At 67.3% G+C, this 17,019-nt stretch carries 15 protein-coding genes; 6 read left to right on the top strand and 9 right to left on the bottom strand.

All coding sequences use genetic code 11. The features are described 5' to 3' along the window. Positions 1-7 precede the first annotated feature (7 nt). The 3 genes from pepT (at position 8) to ACRDNQ_RS02785 (ending at position 3,757) form a co-directional block, all read left to right on the top strand. Positions 8-1,255, top strand: coding sequence for a peptidase T (pepT, locus tag ACRDNQ_RS02795; RefSeq protein WP_431827103.1), 1,248 nt, complete (start codon positions 8-10; stop codon positions 1,253-1,255). Between the two features lie 97 nt (positions 1,256-1,352). Continuing rightward, the gene (locus ACRDNQ_RS02790; RefSeq protein ID WP_431827102.1) at positions 1,353-2,741 is read left to right on the top strand and encodes a cytochrome ubiquinol oxidase subunit I; all 1,389 of its coding nucleotides are present in this window, start codon (positions 1,353-1,355) and stop codon (positions 2,739-2,741) included. Between the two features lie 5 nt (positions 2,742-2,746). Beyond that, on the top strand, positions 2,747-3,757 hold the full coding sequence (locus tag ACRDNQ_RS02785; protein WP_431827101.1) for a cytochrome d ubiquinol oxidase subunit II: 1,011 nt from the start codon (positions 2,747-2,749) through the stop codon (positions 3,755-3,757). Positions 3,758-3,764: 7 nt separating this feature from the next. On the opposite strand, the gene ACRDNQ_RS02780 is transcribed toward ACRDNQ_RS02785, so the two are convergent. Both ACRDNQ_RS02780 and ACRDNQ_RS02775 read right to left on the bottom strand, forming a co-directional pair. Further along, positions 3,765-4,931 (bottom strand): M20 aminoacylase family protein, encoded by a 1,167-nt coding sequence (locus tag ACRDNQ_RS02780; RefSeq protein WP_431827100.1) that lies wholly within the window; start codon positions 4,929-4,931, stop codon positions 3,765-3,767. A gap of 68 nt (positions 4,932-4,999) precedes the next feature. After that, positions 5,000-5,470, bottom strand: a complete 471-nt coding sequence (locus ACRDNQ_RS02775) for a MarR family winged helix-turn-helix transcriptional regulator (RefSeq protein WP_431827099.1) — start codon at positions 5,468-5,470, stop codon at positions 5,000-5,002. 749 nt (positions 5,471-6,219) lie between these two features. Here ACRDNQ_RS02775 and ACRDNQ_RS02770 point away from each other — a divergent pair. Further along, positions 6,220-7,302 carry a YeeE/YedE family protein gene (locus ACRDNQ_RS02770; RefSeq protein ID WP_431827098.1) on the top strand — a complete coding sequence of 361 codons (1,083 nt, stop codon included), beginning with the start codon at positions 6,220-6,222 and terminating at the stop codon, positions 7,300-7,302. On the opposite strand, the gene ACRDNQ_RS02765 is transcribed toward ACRDNQ_RS02770, so the two are convergent. The 5 genes from ACRDNQ_RS02765 to ACRDNQ_RS02745 all read right to left on the bottom strand — a co-directional run bounded on the left by ACRDNQ_RS02765 (position 7,238) and on the right by ACRDNQ_RS02745 (position 13,931). Then, a complete protein-coding gene (locus ACRDNQ_RS02765; RefSeq protein ID WP_431827097.1) occupies positions 7,238-8,518 on the bottom strand; it encodes a DUF3422 family protein in 1,281 nt (426 codons plus the stop codon). The genes ACRDNQ_RS02770 and ACRDNQ_RS02765 overlap by 65 nt on opposite strands. A gap of 145 nt (positions 8,519-8,663) precedes the next feature. Then, entirely contained in the window at positions 8,664-9,842 is a 1,179-nt protein-coding gene (locus tag ACRDNQ_RS02760; RefSeq protein WP_431827096.1) for a type III PLP-dependent enzyme, read from the bottom strand. A 452-nt stretch (positions 9,843-10,294) separates the two neighbouring features. After that, positions 10,295-11,731, bottom strand: a complete 1,437-nt coding sequence (locus tag ACRDNQ_RS02755; RefSeq protein ID WP_431827095.1) for an NAD(P)(+) transhydrogenase (Re/Si-specific) subunit beta — start codon at positions 11,729-11,731, stop codon at positions 10,295-10,297. A gap of 15 nt (positions 11,732-11,746) precedes the next feature. Beyond that, the gene (locus ACRDNQ_RS02750) at positions 11,747-13,321 is read right to left on the bottom strand and encodes a Re/Si-specific NAD(P)(+) transhydrogenase subunit alpha (RefSeq protein WP_431827094.1); all 1,575 of its coding nucleotides are present in this window, start codon (positions 13,319-13,321) and stop codon (positions 11,747-11,749) included. Between the two features lie 160 nt (positions 13,322-13,481). Next, on the bottom strand, positions 13,482-13,931 hold the full coding sequence (locus ACRDNQ_RS02745; RefSeq protein WP_431827093.1) for a methyltransferase family protein: 450 nt from the start codon (positions 13,929-13,931) through the stop codon (positions 13,482-13,484). 74 nt (positions 13,932-14,005) lie between these two features. Here ACRDNQ_RS02745 and kynU point away from each other — a divergent pair, with 74 nt between their 5' ends. Then, positions 14,006-15,208, top strand: a complete 1,203-nt coding sequence (gene kynU / locus ACRDNQ_RS02740; protein ID WP_431827092.1) for a kynureninase — start codon at positions 14,006-14,008, stop codon at positions 15,206-15,208. Further along, positions 15,205-15,660, top strand: a complete 456-nt coding sequence (locus ACRDNQ_RS02735; protein WP_431827091.1) for a GNAT family N-acetyltransferase — start codon at positions 15,205-15,207, stop codon at positions 15,658-15,660. The genes kynU and ACRDNQ_RS02735 overlap by 4 nt, the downstream gene beginning before the upstream one ends. A 79-nt stretch (positions 15,661-15,739) precedes the next feature. Here the strand turns inward: ACRDNQ_RS02735 and ACRDNQ_RS02730 are convergent, their stop codons facing one another. Further along, positions 15,740-16,423, bottom strand: a complete 684-nt coding sequence (locus ACRDNQ_RS02730) for a D-lyxose/D-mannose family sugar isomerase (protein WP_431827090.1) — start codon at positions 16,421-16,423, stop codon at positions 15,740-15,742. Positions 16,424-16,432: 9 nt separating this feature from the next. Next, entirely contained in the window at positions 16,433-16,972 is a 540-nt protein-coding gene (locus ACRDNQ_RS02725; protein WP_431827089.1) for a flavodoxin domain-containing protein, read from the bottom strand. Positions 16,973-17,019: the final 47 nt, after the last annotated feature.

The following is a 17,019-nucleotide window of genomic DNA, read 5'->3' as shown; positions in this document are numbered from 1 at the left end:
GACCGCGATGACCGCCTTCGATGCCGAACTGGAAGACCGTCTGGTTCGCTACTGCGCGATCGACACCCAAAGCGACGAGGCCTCGACCACGACCCCGTCGACCGAGATCCAGCTGAACCTTTCGCGGCTCCTGGCGGCCGAACTGCGCGAGATCGGCGCGGCCGACGTCACGCTGACCGACTATGGCGCGGTGCTGGCGACGATCCCGGCGACGACCGACGCGCCGGCGCCGACGATCGGGTTTCTCGCGCATGTCGACACGGCGCCGGGGTTCAACGCCTCGGGCGTGAAGCCGCGGGTGATCCGCGGCTACGACGGGGGCCCGATCGCGTATCCCGATGCCCCCGACCTTGTCCTGTCACCCGAAGGTTCGCCCTACCTTGCGGACAAGGTCGGCGACACCCTGGTCACAGCCAGCGGAACCACGCTTCTGGGGGCCGACGACAAGTCCGGGATCGCGGTGATCATGACGATGGCGCGGCACCTTCTGGCGAACCCGTCGATCCCGCATGGAAAGATCCGCATCGCCTTCACGCCGGACGAAGAGATCGGGCGTGGCGTGCATGAACGCCTGCCCGCCGATCTGGGCGTCGACTTCGCCTATACGCTCGACGGCGGCGAGGCGGGCAGCCTCGACTATGAAAGCTTCTCGGCCGACGGCGCGACCGTCACCGTCACGGGCGTCTCGATCCACCCGGGCACGGCCAAGGACAAGCTGGTCAACGCGCTGCCTCTGGCGGCGAAGATCATCGACCTCCTGCCCAAGGCCAGAATGACGCCCGAGACGACCGAGGGGCGCGAGGGGTTCATCATGGCCGTGAGCTTTGGCGGCAACGCCGCCGAGGCGACGCTGAAATTCATCCTGCGCGATTTCGAACGCGACGGCCTTGCCGCCAAGGGCGCCCTTCTTCGGCAGGTCTGCGACACCGTGGCCGCGACCGAACCGCGCGCCCGCATCACCTGCGAGATCGCCCCCCAGTACCGCAACATGCGCTACTGGCTGGAAGACGACATGCGTCCCGTGGACCTGGCCCGCGCGGCCTATGCCGCCGAAGGGGTCGCGCCGATCTCGGCGCCGATCCGGGGCGGCACGGACGGCTCGCGCTTGACCGAGATGGGGGTGCCCTGCCCCAACATCTTCACCGGCCAGCAGGACCTGCACGGACCGCTTGAATGGATCAGCGTCCAGGACATGGCGGTGGCCACGCGCATCTGCCTGCGCATCGCGGAACTGGCGACGAAACCAACGGGCTGACAGCCCTTCGCCGCAATGCAGCGGCAGGCCGTCGCACCGCCCTGCCTTTTGGGGCCTCGCCGCTATATCGTCATGCGAACAGGACAAGGTGCACATGATGGAGACGCTGCTTCTTTCGCGAATTCAGTTCGCCGCGAACATTTCCTTCCACATCCTCTTTCCGACGATCACGATCGCCCTTGGCTGGGTGCTCTTGTTCTTCAAGCTGCGCTTCAACGCGACCGGCGACCGCAAGTGGATGGACGCCTACCTGTTCTGGGTGAAGGTCTTCGCACTGTCCTTTGCGATGGGCGTCGTGTCGGGCATCACCATGTCCTTCCAGTTCGGCACCAACTGGCCGGGCTTCATGGAATCGGTGGGCAACATCGCGGGGCCGCTTCTGGCCTACGAGGTGATGACGGCCTTCTTCCTCGAGGCCGTCTTCCTTGGGATCATGCTGTTCGGCGCAAGCCGGGTGCCGGGATGGCTGCACACCACGGCGACCTTCCTTGTGGCCTTCGGCACCACCATGTCGGCCTTCTGGATCCTTGTGCTGAACTCGTGGATGCACACGCCCGCGGGCTTCGAGATGCGCGACGGCGTGGCTTTCGCCACCGATTGGTGGGCGATCATCTTCAATCCCTCGATGCCCTACCGGCTGGTGCACATGCTGCTGGCGTCAGGGCTGACCGTGGCCTTCCTGATCGCCGGGTTTTCGGCCTTCCGCTGGCTGGTGGGGGATCGGTCCGAAAGCGTGCGGGCCAGCTTCCGAACGGGACTCACGCTGGCTGCGCTGCTGATCCCCGTGCAGATCTTCGCCGGCGACCAGCACGGCCTCAACACGCTGGAACACCAGCCCGCGAAGGTCGCCGCGATGGAGGGGCATTGGGACGGCCAGAAAAGCCCGGTTCCCCTGATCCTCTTCGCGCTGCCCGACGAGGAAGCGCGCGAGAACGACTACGAGATCGCGATCCCCTATGTCGGCTCGCTGATCCTGACGCACAGCCTTGACGGCACCATCCCGGGCCTCGACGACTTCGTGGCCGAGGACGGAACCGTCCTGCACCCGCCGGTCGCGCCCGTGTTCTGGTCGTTCCGGGTGATGGTCGCCACGGGCATGGCGATGCTGCTTCTGTCCTGGGCCGCGGTCGCGGTCATGTGGAAGCGCGGCGCGGGCCTGCCGGCGATGCCGAAGCCGATGCTCTGGGCCTTCGTGGGCATGACCTTCTCGGGCTGGGTGGCGACGCTGGCCGGCTGGTACACGACCGAGATCGGGCGCCAGCCCTGGCTGGTGAACGGTGTCCTGACGACGGATGCCGCGGTGGCCGACGTGCCTGCGCCGATGGTGCTGGGAACGCTCGTCACCTACCTCGTCGTCTATGCCGCGCTTCTGGCGGCCTATGTCGGCGTGCTGTTCTACCTGGCGCGCAAGGCGGCGCGGGGCGAGCCCACCGGCCCGACCCGGCCCGCGACCGACGCGGTCGTGGCCGCCGTCGCGGCGGAGTGACCCGGATGGACCTGTTCGGAGACCCGGCCCTCTGGCTGCCGCTGACCTTCGCGGCGCTGATGGGCCTGTCGATCCTGATCTATGTCTGCCTCGACGGCTTCGACCTGGGCGTGGGCGTGCTTTTTCCCTTCGCCGACGACGCCGAGAAGGACCGCATGGTGGCCTCGATCGGCCCGTTCTGGGACGCCAACGAAACCTGGCTGGTGCTGGCGATCGGGATCCTGCTGGTGGCCTTCCCGCAGGCCCACGGCGCGATCCTGACGGCGCTGTATCTGCCCGTCGCGGTGATGCTGATCGGGCTGATCCTGCGCGGCGTGGCCTTCGAGTTTCGCGCCAAGGCGCCGAAGGGTCACAAGACGACCTGGAACCGTCTGTTCTTTACGGGCTCGCTGATGACCTCGCTGGCGCAAGGCTTCATGCTGGGGCTTTACATAATGGGGCTTGAATGGACGCTGCCGCACGTGGCCTTCGCGCTTTTGACGGCGGTGTTCCTGACCGTGGGCTACAGCTTCATCGGCGCGACCTGGCTGATCCTGAAGACCGACGGCGCGCTGCAACTGAAGTCGGTGGACTGGGCCCGGGGCGGCATCTGGGGCCTGGTCCTTGGGGTGGGCGCGATCTCGGTCGCCTCGCCCCTGGTCAGCCCGCGGATCTTCGAGAAGTGGTTCACGTTCCCCGAGATCGTCCTTCTGGCGCCGTTGCCGATCATGTCGGCGGCGCTGATCGGCCTTCTGTGGGTCGCGCTGCGCCGCCTGCCCACCGCCAACGACAGCTTCGCCTGGTTCCCTTTCACCGCCTCGGTCGCGCTTTTCGCGCTGGCCTTCTTCGGGCTGGCCTACAGCTTCTACCCGTTCGTGGTGCCCGAGAAGCTGACCATCTACGACGCGGCCAGCGCCCCCGAAAGCCTGATGATCATCCTGGTCGGCACGGTCTTCGTGCTGCCCACCATCCTGGCCTACACGGTGCTGAGCTATACCGTGTTCCGCGGCAAGGCGACCGAGTTGCGCTACGACTAGGGCGCGGTCAGGATGCGGCCGGCGCCAGACGGCTTTCCGCGATCTCGACCCACCATGAGCATCCCGCGGGGATGGCGTCGTCGTTGAAGTCGTACTTCGGGTGATGGACCATCGCCGTGTCGCCGTTGCCGACAAGGATGTAGGCGCCGGGGCGTTCGTTCAGCATGAAGGCGAAATCCTCGCCCCCCATGACAAGGGGCGCGGGGGCACAGCCACCCGACACCTTTTCGGCGGCGGCGATGGCGTGGCCGGTCTCGACCTCGGAATTGACCATCACGGGGTAGCCGCGGCTGTAGGTCAGCTCGGCCGTGGCGCCGAAGGCCTGCGCGGTGGCTTCGGCGATCTCGCGCATCCGCCGTTCGGCAAGGTCCCGCACCTCGGGGTCAAGGGTGCGGACCGTTCCGCCAAGCTTCGCAAGGTTCGGGATGACGTTGTGCGCCCGCGAGTCGGTCTCGAAGGTCGTGACCGAGACGACGATCTGCTCCGTCGGATCGACGTTGCGGCTGGCGATGGTCTGAAGCGCAAGGACGATGTGGCAGGCCACGACGGTGGTGTCGATCGTCTCGTGCGGCTTGGCGGCGTGGCCGCCCTTGCCCCGCACCTCGATCCGGAACTGGTCGGCGGCGGCGAAGAAGGCGCCGGGGCGGATCGCGAACTGCCCCGTGGGCAGGCCCGGCCAGTTGTGCATGCCGTAGATCTCGTCGATGCCGAAGCGCTCCATCATGCCTTCGTCGACCATGACCTTGCCGCCGCCGCCCCCCTCTTCGGCGGGCTGGAAGATCACCACGACCGTGCCGGCGAAGTTCCGCGTCTCGGCAAGATACTTGGCCGCCCCCAGCAACATCGCGGTGTGGCCATCGTGGCCGCAGGCATGCATCACGCCGGGCGTCTTCGAGGCATGCACCACCCCGGTCGCCTCGGCGATGGGCAGCGCGTCCATGTCGGCGCGCAGGCCGACCGTGCGACCGCCCGGATGCCGGCCCCGGATCACGCCCACGACGCCGGTCCGCGCCAGACCCGTCACGACCTCGTCACAGCCGAAGTCGGTCAGACGCGCGGCGACGAACGCGCCCGTCCGGACGGTGTCGAACAGAAGCTCGGGATGTTCATGAAGGTGCCGCCGCCACCCGGCGATCTCGGGCTGCATCTCGGCAAGGCGGTTGCGAACCGGCATGGCACGACATTCCTTCCAACTGGCCTTCCATCAGGCGCGCCCACACCATGGCGACGGGCGCAGGAAGGTCAATGGATGTCGGTGCCGCGATCGAACGCCTGCAGGTAACGGCCGATCAGGGTCTTCAGGCGCTGAAAATCCTCATTCCCCATGGACGAGGCGACCTGGGCGTCCATGCGGTTCACGATCTTCATCTTTTCGGTGATCTTCGCTTCGCCCTTCGGGGTGAGGCGAAGTTCCATCACGCGGTGGTCGTGGTCGGCCTGGGTCTTGAGCATGTAACCATCGCCCACCAGCGACTCGACGTGGCGCCCGAAGGTGGCGAGGTCATAGTGCAGTGCGGCCGCGTATTCGCCCTGCGCGTGGCCCGGTTCCGCGTTCACCAGCCACAGGATGCTGAGGAACGGCGCCTTGATGGACTGCAGGCCAAGGCTTTTCTCGGCCTCGTTGATCGCCCGACCGGCACTGCCCAGAAGCGCCCCGAACGGGGTGTCGGGTGCGGTCAGCTCGATGCCGCGCTTGATGATCTTGTTTGTCATGGACTTGCCCCCTTTTGAAACAAAGGCTGTCGCATCTGAAATAGGAATGCAATAGTGCATTAAAGTCGTTTGAAACCAGTTGTGGTATGACTTCCCCCGCGCAGGCGCGCCGGCCATGATCGGGGCGACGGCTCGGGATGTCGACGCCCCGCGTGGCGGTGAACCTGGCCTCGGGGTGAACAGCGCGCAACGCCGGCTGAAATTGCACGACCTCGGCCGTCATCCGGGCACCTCAAGCCTCACGCGAGCCGCGCGGCGCCCCCGGAAATCGACGCCGCAGCGGCAATCCTTGGCCCCGATTCCCTGACCGTGGGGGCTGGACCGATTCGCGTCGGTCACAGGATTCGCACGCTCGGTCGACAGCGCCCTGGCCATGTTCACGAAGTGCACCTTCAAGCCCGCGGACCTGCGCGGCGCAACCCGTGCCGCCCGTGTGGACGGTGACGACCCGCATCATTGGTGGCGCGATCGTCACCGGCAGGGGTCGCGGTGAACGGCATCGGCGGCGCGCTTGGCCAGCGCATCCGGGGACGATGCGCACACGGCGAAAAATAAGGACGGCCTTGCGCCCGGCGCCCCTCGGCGCGGGCAAGGGTTTCGGTTGTGCGACCGGGATGGAACGGCATTCGTCCTGCCTGGCGGAAACAGAACGATGTTCTCCTGCTGCGCGGGAATTTGCTTCCGAACCCCCTTGATCAGCATCGCATACTCCGTCAGATAGGACGACTTTCCGATCCGGAGCCTGCGCGATGTACGAATCTCTTGGCCTGTCCATGCCCGCCCCCCAGGCGGCAGTCCTTTTCGGCCTTGGCCTTGGGGTGCTGTTCGGCGCACTCGCCCAGATCACGCGCTTTTGCCTGCGCCGGGCCGTCGCCGGCGACGACGCCGAGCGGCGCCCCGCGGGCGGCGTCTGGGCCCTTGCCCTGGCCACGGCGATCCTTGCCGTGCAGGCCGCCGTCGCCGGGGGATGGATCGCCTTCGACGATCATCGCTTCCTTGCCGCCGACCTGCCCGTGCTGGCCATCGTGCTGGGCGGCCTTGCCTTCGGGGCGGGCATGGTTCTGACGCGCGGGTGCGTCTCGCGCCAGACGGTGCTGCTGGCATCGGGCAACCTGCGGTCGCTGACCGTTCTTCTGGTCTTCGCCGTCGTCGCCCATGCCACGCTGAAGGGGGTTCTTGCCCCGCTGCGGACGTCCCTGGGCAGCGTCACTCTGCCTCTGGGCGACGCCACCTCGCTTGCCGCGCTTCCCGGCGGGGCCGTGGTCTGGGCGGTGGCCCTGGCCGCAGCCCTGATCCTGTTCGCCCTGCGCTCGGGCGCCCGGCCGCGCGATCTTGGCCTTGCCGTCGTCATCGGCGCGCTTGCGGCGGCGGGCTGGGTTGGCACCGGCTACGTGCTGTTCGACGAATTCGACCCGGTGGCGATGGAAAGCCTGTCCTTCACCCTGCCCGCGGCCGAGACGATCTTCTGGACGCTCGCCTCGTCGGCTGTGCCCGCGACCTTCGGTGTGGGCCTGATCGGCGGCACGGTCCTGGGCGCCTTCCTCGCGGCAGCCGCCCGCCGCGAGATCGCGGTCCAAAGCTTCGAAAGCCCGCGTCAGACCGGGCGTTACCTGACCGGCGCGGTCCTGATGGGGGTGGGCGGGGTGCTGGCCGGCGGCTGCACCGTGGGCGCGGGCCTGTCGGGCGTGCCGACCCTGTCGATCGCGGCGATCCTTGCCCTTGTGTCGATCATCGCAGGCGGCGCGGCCATCAACCGCGCCCTTGGCGTCACTCGACCGACTGCCGGATCCGGCGCACAAGCAGGAACACCAGAAGCACTACCGGCGGAGTGAGGAACCCCGTCATCAGCGTCTTCGAGACGCCGAAGGGTTCGGCCAGCGGACCGGCCAGATAGGCCGCAAGGTTCACCGCGTAATAGCTGATGGCCACGACCGAGAAGCCTTCGACCGTCTTCTGGAGACGCAGCTGAAGGTCGGCGCGCCGGTCCATGCTTTCCAGAAGCTTCTGGTTCTGGGCCGACCGTTCCACGTCGACCCGGGTGCGCAGCAGGTTCGCGGCGCGCGTCGCGCGGTCGGCCATCTGGTGCAGGTTCCGCTCGGCCGAGTTGACCGTGCGCATCGCCGGATCGAAGCGGCGCGTCATGAATTCCCGGAACGTCTGGCGTCCGCGAAAGCGTTCCTCGCGCATCACCTGCACGCGCTGGTTCACCAGCGCCTCGTAAGCGCCCGTCGCACCAAAGCGGAACGAGTTCCGTGCCAGAAGGTTCTCAAGCTCGGACGAGATCGCTAGAAGCGCCCGCAGCGTGGTCTCGGGGCTCGAGATCTCGCCCGTCATCTCCTGCGTGAGGGCGGTCATGCGCTGGTCGAGGCCGCTCATCTGCGGACCGATCTGGCGGACACGGGCCAGGCCCAGCATCGACATCGACTTGTAGGTCTCGATCTCGCAGAGACGCTGCACGATCCGCCCGACCCGGCGCGAGCCGGTCTCGGGGCGCACGAAGACGGCGAAGCGCATGTGCCCGGCGGTGTCGATGCGGAAATCGCCCGAAATGATCGCAGTATCATCCAGCACGCTGCTGACCGCCACGCTTTCGGGCACGAACCAGTCGTCGATCTTGTCGGGGATGGCGTCCTCGTCGGTCAGTTCCTCGACCCGGATCAGCGCCGAGGTCACGCGCAGACCCGGCGCCTCGGACAGCCAGTCCTCGGGGAACATCTCGAACACGTCGGTGGCGAAGGGCCGGTCGCCCAGCCCCGACACGAAGATCGTGTAGGTCACGAACTCGGTATGGTTTTCCCACTTCAGCTTGAACTTGCCCAGATCGCCGAAGAAATGCGTGGCGCCGGGGCTGGGGTGGTCGGCGCCGAAGCGATCGAGCAGCGCAATCAGATGGGCGCGGTCGGCCTCGCGGTCGCGCGCTGCGGCATCCTGCGGCCGCTTGATCGCGACGAAGGCCGCCCGGCACGGCGCGTCGAGCGACGGGAAGGGCCGTGCGTGCAGCTCGTTCGACAACTGATAGCGAAGCGGATGATCGTCCAGCGTGCTCATGGCCTGCCTATTGGTCGCCTTTCCCGGGACCTAGGCCGGAACGCCCTTTCTGTAAAGCGGATTATACAGAAATATCTGTCACTTACACGCATACAACGGTGCACCGTGCGGGCCTGAGAGCCCGCACGGACCGAGGCGGGACCCGTCAGATCGCGACCACCGCCAGCGGCGGGAAGCCGTTGAATCCGACCGAGGAATAGCTTGACGTATAGGCGCCCGCGTTGCGGATCAGGACCTTGTCGCCCGCCTTCAGCGTGGCCGGCAGCATCATCGGGCGCTTTTCATAGAGCACATCCGCGCTGTCGCAGGACGGCCCCGCCAGGATGCAGGGGCCGACCGGATCGCCGTCGCGCGGGGTGACGAACTGGTACCGGATCGCCTCGTCGATGGTCTCGGCCAGGCCCGAGAACTTGCCGATGTCGAGATAGACCCAGCGGTTGAGGTCGGTGGCGGACTTCCGACTTACCAGCACGACCTCGCAGGCGATCACGCCCGCGTTGCCGACAAGGCCGCGGCCCGGTTCGGCCATGATGCGGGTGGCGCCGGGGAAGCGTGCCTCGACCATGCCGACGACGCTTGCGGCGTAATCCTCGGCCGCCTCGATCGCCTCGCCGTAGAAGGCCGGGAAGCCGCCGCCGATATTGACGAGGCTCAGCTCATGTCCCGCCGCCCGCGCGGCCGTCCAGACGCCTGCCATCTCGTCCAGTGCGGCGGCCCACATGCCCGACCGGCGGGTCTGCGAGCCGACGTGGAACGAGATGCCCACCGGGTCGAGGCCAAGCGCGCGCGCCTCGGCCATCAGTGCCAGCGCCGTCGGGCGGTCGCAGCCGAACTTCCGCGACAGCGGCCAGTCGGCCTGGCTTTCGGTAACCAGAAGACGGACATAGACCTGCGCACCGGGCGCGTGTTCGGCGATCTTGGCAAGCTCTTCGGGCGCGTCCACGGCGAAGAGACGGACGCCCGCGGCATGGGCGAAGGCTATGTCGCCGGCCTTCTTGACCGTGTTTCCGAACGAGATCGTCGAGGGCCGCGCCCCAAGCGACAGGCAAAGCTCGATCTCGCCGCGCGAGGCGGCATCGAAATGCGAGCCGAGCGCGATCAGCGCCGCGACGATCTCGCGCGCGGGGTTGGCCTTCACTGCGTAGTGGATGTCGGCACGCCCCAGACCCGCCTTCAGCTCGGCATAGTTGCGCGCCACGATGGCGGGGTCGATCACCAGCGTCGGGCGGTCGAAGCGCTGCGTCAGCGCGAAAACTTCCAGCGTCGAGAGGGACGAGGATCGATCCAGGGCCTCGGCCCCGGGCACATGCATCATCATGGTCATCTCCAATAGACCCGGCCCGCGGGGAGCCGCAAAAGTTCCAAGGGAGACGTTACCGTCGCTGCGTAAACACGTTCAGCAGATGCATCCGGCCAGAGGCGCGTGCGTTGGCGTCCGTGGGCGGGCATTTGGGGCAGTTCGCCCCACATTGCAATACGGAAAATGCGCAGGCCCGAATTTTCGCCACGCCGTTGCACGGGCGCTTCTGTCCGGGGCCGTTTCTGGCGGTGCCGTTCCAGGGGGCTTCGCCCCCGGCGCCCCCCCGAGGGGCGCCTCCCCCAGGATATTTTAACCAAGAAGAAACCCTGAGACGCCAGGATGTTGGCACGGTACAGGCTGGGAAGCCGATGACCGTCCAAGGAGAAACGCCCCGGTCCATAAAGGGCCGGGGCGCGCGGCGTTCTTCTTGGTCCAAATATCCCCGCCGGAGGCGCGCCCCGGCAGGGCCGGGGCGATCAGCCGATCTTCGGCAGCAGCGAGTCGATCGAGGCCTTGGCGTCGCCGTAGAACATCCGCGTGTTCTCCTTGTAGAAAAGCGGGTTCTCGATGCCGGAATAGCCCGTCCCCTGCCCGCGCTTCGACACGAATACCTGCTTGGCCTTCCAGACCTCGAGCACCGGCATCCCGGCAATCGGGCTGTTGGGATCCTCCTGCGCGGCCGGGTTCACGATGTCGTTCGAGCCGATGACGATGGCGACGTCGGTCGAGGGGAAGTCCTCGTTGATCTCGTCCATCTCCAGAACGATGTCGTAGGGCACCTTCGCCTCGGCCAAGAGCACATTCATGTGGCCCGGCAACCGGCCCGCCACCGGGTGGATGGCGAAGCGGACGGTCTTTCCGGCCGCACGCAGCTTGCGCGTGAGCTCGCTCACCGACTGCTGGGCCTGGGCCACCGCCATGCCGTAGCCCGGGATGATGATGACCGAGTCCGCCTCGTTCAGCGCCGCGGCCACGCCGTCGGCGTCGATGGCGATCTGTTCGCCTTCGATGGCGGCCGCCGGACCCGAGGTGGTGCCGAATCCGCCCAGGATCACGCTGATGAACGACCGGTTCATCGCCTTGCACATGATGTAGCTGAGGATGGCCCCGGACGAGCCCACGAGCGCGCCGACGACGATGAGAAGGTCGTTGCCAAGGCTGAAACCGATCGCCGCCGCCGCCCAGCCCGAATAGCTGTTCAGCATCGAGACCACGACCGGCATGTCCGCGCCGCCGATGCCCATGATCAGGTGATAGCCGATGAAGAGCGCCAGGGCCGTCATCAGCAGAAGCGTCCAGATGCCGCCGCCGCCGAGGTAGAGGACCACGAGCAGAAGCGACAGCGCGGCCGCGCCGGCGTTCAGAAGATGCCCGCCCGGCAGTTGCTTGGCGGCGCTGTTCACGCGCCCGGCCAGCTTGCCATAGGCGATCACCGAACCGGTGAAGGTCACCGCGCCGATGAAGATGCCTAGCACCAGTTCGACCCGCAGGATCGTGACCTCGACCGGCGTCTTCTTGGCAAGGATCGCTACGAAACCTTCGGTCAGGCCCTTGCGGGTTTCCTCGTCCATCGCCAGCACGCGGCCAAGCTCGATGTCGGCGTTGAAGCCGACGAAGACCGCCGCGAGGCCGACAAGCGAATGCATGATCGCCACAAGCTCGGGCATCTGGGTCATCTGGACCCGGGTGGCCAGCTGGTAGCCGACCACCGCGCCGCCGGCGATCAGGATCAGCGACACGGCCCAGAGGCCCTGTCCCGGTCCGATCAGCGTCGCCAGCACCGCGATCGCCATGCCGACGATGCCGTACCAGACGGCGCGCTTGGCGCTTTCCTGCCCCGAGAGGCCGCCGAGGCTGAAGATGAAAAGGACTGCCGCAACCACATAGGCCGCCGTCGTGAAACCGAAGTCCATCGTTCCTGCCTCTCTTTACGATTTCTGGAACATGGCGAGCATGCGCCGGGTCACGAGGAAGCCACCGAAGATGTTGACCGCCGCCATCAGCACGGCAAGCGCCGCGAGCAGCGTCACCAGAAGCGAAGAGGATCCGATCTGGATCACCGCGCCCAGGATGATGATCGACGAGATCGCGTTCGTGACCGCCATGAGCGGCGTGTGCAGGCTGTGGCTGACGTTCCAGATCACCTGGAAGCCCACGAAGACCGACAGCACGAAGACGATGAAGTGCTGCATGAAGCTGGCCGGCGCGACAAGTCCCACGGCCAGCAGAAGCGCGCCGCCGGCGGCCAGCAGGCCGACCTGCGTCTTGGTTTCCTTGCGGAAGGCCGCGAGTTCCTGCGCGCGCTTCTCCTCCGGCGTCAGTTCCTTCGGCTTTTCCTTCTTCGGCGCGGCGGCGATGGCCTGCACCTTGGGCGGAGGCGGCGGGAAGGTGATCGCGCCCTGATAGGTCACGGTCGCGCCGCGGATCACGTCGTCCTCCATGTTGTGGAAGACCATCCCGTCCTTGCCGGGCGTGAGATCCGTCATCATGTGGCGGATGTTGGTCGAGTAAAGCGTCGAGGCCTGGGACGCCATGCGGCTGGGGAAGTCCGTGTAGCCGACGATGGTCACGCCGTTGTCGGTCACGATCTTCTGGTCGGGTACCGTCAGGTCGCAGTTGCCGCCCCGTTCGGCGGCGAGGTCGACGATGACCGAGCCGCGTTTCATCATCGCGACCATGTCCTCGGTCCAGAGCTTCGGCGCGGGCCGGCCCGGGATCAGCGCGGTGGTGATGACGATGTCCATCTCCGGCGCAAGCTCGCGGAACTTCTCAAGCTGCTTTTCGCGGAACTCGGGGCTCGAGGGCGCGGCATAGCCGCCGGTCGCGGCGCCGTCCTGCGTCTTGTCTTCGAAGTCGAGATAGACGAACTCGGCCCCCATCGATTCGATCTGCTCGGCCACTTCGGGACGCACGTCGAAGGCATAGGTGATCGCGCCAAGCGAGGTCGCGGTGCCGATCGCGGCAAGGCCCGCGACGCCCGCACCCACCACCAGCACCTTGGCGGGCGGCACCTTGCCCGCCGCCGTCACCTGCCCGGTGAAGAAGCGGCCGAAGTTGTTGCCCGCCTCGATGACGGCGCGGTAGCCGGCGATGTTGGCCATCGACGACAGCGCGTCCATCTTCTGCGCCCGGCTGATGCGCGGCACCATGTCCATGGCGATGGCGTTGGCGCCCTTCGACCTGGCGATCTCCATCAGCGCCTCGTTCTGCGCCGGCCAGAAGAACGAGATCAGCGTCTGGCCCTCGCGCAGGCGCTTGGCCTCGGTATCCGTCGGCGGGCGGACCTTGGCGACCACGTCGGCGGCCTTCCACAAGGCGGCGGCGGTCTTCACGACCTCCACGCCGGCAGCCTTGTACGCCTCGTCCGAGAACCCGGCCGCCTGGCCCGCGCCCGATTCGATCACGCAGTCATAGCCAAGCTTCTGCAACTGAAGCGCGCTGTCGGGGGTCATGGCGACGCGCGCCTCGCCCTCGAATACCTCTTTCGGTGCTCCGATCTTCACCTGGTGTCTTCCCCCGTTGCTGGCAGCCAAAGCCGCATCTGGTTCCATGAGGCGTTCTGTCCCATACCCTGCGCAACAATGTTGCACAAGCGTGGATTGAGACGTCATGCAATCCTTTGCGTAACTGGAAATCGTGGCGAAATACCCCAGATGGCGCCGATCAGAGCCACCGTCGCACCCTCGCTTCATAGCGCGCGAAGTCGGCGCGGAACTTGCGGCGCAGGCGGTCTTCCTCGGGGATGATGAATCGCCGCTCGATCAGCCAGACGAAGATCGGGATCAGCGGCAGCGACAAAACCGCGTTCCAGTAGAGAATCAGGCCGGCCAGCACCATCGCGTCTCCCAGGTAGATCGGGTTGCGCGTGCGCGCATAGATGCCGCTTGTCACCATGGCATCGGCCTCGCGGTGGGGGATCACGGTGGTGCGGCGGCGGCGGAACTCGGCTACCGCCAGAAGCATCAGGAGGACGCCACCGCCGACCAGAAGCCCGCCCAGGAATCCTGCCCAGCCGCCGCCGAAACCGAGCCCGAAGGAAAAGCGGTCGGCTTGCACCCAGGCCAGGGCAAGGAAAGCTGCAAGCCAGACGGGGGGAAGGTCGACGAACTTCATGCCGCGACGATACCAGACCTGCCCGACCGCACCAGACCGCTTGTCGCGCCGCACGGGCGCGATAGAACGGGGGCATGACACGCTCGACCGACTTCAACGCCACGCGCGCCCGCTTCCACCTGCCCGACGGGGTGACCTACCTTGACGGCAATTCGCTGGGGCCGCTGCCGGTTCACGCCACCGAACGGGTCGCCGCGATGATGCGCGAGGAATGGGGCGAGATGCTCATCACCGGCTGGAACCGCGCCGGATGGATGGACGCCCCCCGCCGCGTGGCCGACCGCATCGCGCCGCTGATCGGCGCGGCGCCGGGCACCGTCGTTCTTGGCGACACGCTGTCGGTCAAGGTCTATCAGGCGCTTGCTTCGGCGCTTGAGATGCGGCCAGGGCGCAGGGTAATCCTGAGCGATTCCGGCAACTTCCCAAGCGATCTTTACATGGCGGACGGATTGGTGCGGACGCTTGACCGGGGCCACGAGCTGCGCGTCGTCGCCCCCGACGCGGTCGCGGACGCGATCACCGACGAGCTTGCCGTGCTGATGCTGACCGAGGTCGACTACCGCACCGGCCGCAGGCACGATATCGCGCGGCTGACCGAACGGGCCCATGCCGCGGGCGCTTTGGCGATCTGGGACCTTGCCCATTCCGCGGGCGCGTTGCCTGTCGACGTGACCGGGGGGCGCGCCGACTTCGCCGTGGGCTGCACCTACAAGTACCTCAACGGCGGACCGGGCGCGCCGGCCTTCATCTATGTCGCCCCCGAACACGCCGAGGTGGCCCGCCCCGCCCTGTCGGGCTGGCTGGGGCACGCGGCGCCCTTCGCCTTCGACCTTGACTACCGCGCCGGGCGCGGGATCGACCGGATGCGGGTGGGCACGCCGCCGATCCTGCAGATTGCCGCGCTCGACGCCGCGCTCGACGTCTGGGACATGGCCGACATGCGCGACGTGCGCGCCCGGTCGATCGAACTCACGCAGCTGTTCATCGCCGAGGTCGAGGCGCGCTGCCCCGACCTTGCGCTGCATTCCCCCCGCGACCCCGAAGCGCGCGGCAGCCAGGTCAGCTTCCGTCATCGCGAAGGCTACGCGATCATGCAGGCGCTGATCGCGCGCGGCGTGATCGGCGATTTCCGCGCGCCGGACGTGCTGCGCTTCGGCTTCACGCCGCTTTACATCGGCGAAGGCGACGTGATGCGCGCCGTGGCGATCCTCGAAGACGTGATGACCAACGCGCTCTGGGACCGCGACGATTACCGCCGACGCGCCGCCGTGACGTGATCCGGGCCCTGCGCCCCGACGAGGTCGCCCTGACCTATGCGATCTATCGCGACGCCGTCCGGATCGGGGCCACGCCGTTCTATACCGAGGTTCAGCGCCGGGCCTGGGTGCCGTCCGACGGAATGGAGGACTGGTGGCCCGACCGGGTCCTTGGCGGTACGACCTGGGTCGACGCAGGCGCGACCGGGCTCGACGGCTTCCTGACCTACATCGACGGCCATCTCGACCTGTTCTTCGTCCGGCCCGCGGCGCGGCGCGGGCCGACCGCCCCGGCGCTCTACGACCGCATGCTCGCCCACGCGCGGGCCGAGGGACGCCGCCGCTTGACGACGCATGCAAGCCACCTCGCCCGACGCTTTCTGGAACGGCGGGGATGGCAAGTGGTCGCGCGCGAGGAGACCGAGCGCGGCGGCGTCCTGCTCGAACGCTTCGCGATGGAAGTGACGCTTTGACCCTGACGCCGCGGACCGGGGGCCAGCCCCCGGACCCCCGGGATATTTTTCCCAAGAAGAACGGCCGGAGGCGCGACCCTCAGCCCAGCCAGCGGTCGTAGTCGCTGACCAGCAAGTGCCTTGGGGCCTCGTCTTCCTCGACCTCGGCGAAGCGGCCGATGGGCTCGCGGAAGATGTTGTCGGTCAGGTCGTCGTTCACGGTCGACACCTCGCCGATCAGGACGTCGCCGCCTTCCCCCCAGAAGGCGTGCCAGTCGCCGGGCATGAGGGTGACGCTTTCACCGGGTTCAAGCAGCAGCACCTCGCCGGGACTGAAGGGACGGTCGATCCCGTCGCAACGCACCATCCCGCCCCGGTCGCCGTCGAAGCCGCCCGCAGCGTCCGATCCGAACAGCTCGATCGCGAGCGTCGCGCCGCCGCGGTTGATGATGTCCTCGGACTTGATCACATGGGTGTGCACCGGGCTGATCTGGTCCTGCCGCGAAATCAGCAGCTTCTCGGCATAGACCATCCCACGCCCACGCTCGAGATCTGCGAGGGATCCGTTGCGCAGCGTGAACAGGAACAGGCCCAGCCGATCGAAATCGCCCTGGCCGTAGTCGGTGATGTCCCAGCCCATGCGCGCCTCGACGATCCGGCGGGCGTCCGTACGGGCGCGGAACTCGTCCGGCGTCCAGTACGCGAAGGGCGGCAACACGAAGCCGTGGCCGCGGATCATCGCGTCGGCCGCCACCATGATCTCGTTGATGCGCGACCGTTTCATCGCCGTCTCCTATGCCGCCGCCAGAGATCCCGCCCAGTCGTCGAGAACCTCGGCCAGCTTGTCCCAGTCGGTGTATTCGGTGTCGGAACGCGTGTCGATGCCCGGGTCGCGCGCCTTCGCGATCTTGCGCATCGCCCAGGCCTGGAAGAGCGAGTATTCGGTGAAGCGGAAGGCGCCCGCCACATGCTCGATCCGGTCAGGTGTCCAGCCGGTGTCGGCCACGAAGCGGTCGATGATCCTTCGCAGTCCCTCCCAGTCCTCGGCCACGTCCCCGGCCGCCGTCAGCGAGACCGACAGGAACAGATCGCGCTCGGCGTTGAGCGCGGCGGCATGGGTGCGCGCGAAGTCGGTCAGCGCCTTCTGATAGCCGCCCACGTGGACCGATCCCGCCAGGATCACGCCGTCGAAGCGGCCCGGTTCAACCCCGCCCGCGTCGTCGAGCGACCGGAGTTCGACGGCGTGGCCTTTCGCGCCAAGGTGGTCCGCCGCGAACTCGGCGATCTTCCGTGTCTGTCCCTCGCTCGTGGCGTAGCCGATCAGAATGTGCATCATGAGTCCTCCGCGACCTGCCCCAAACCTCGCCCGACTCGGGGCGC

The organism is Saliniferula longa, assembly GCF_050789285.1.
Lineage (GTDB): Bacteria > Pseudomonadota > Alphaproteobacteria > Rhodobacterales > Rhodobacteraceae > CAVPWP01.
This window is presented reverse-complemented; position numbering and strand designations above follow the sequence as displayed.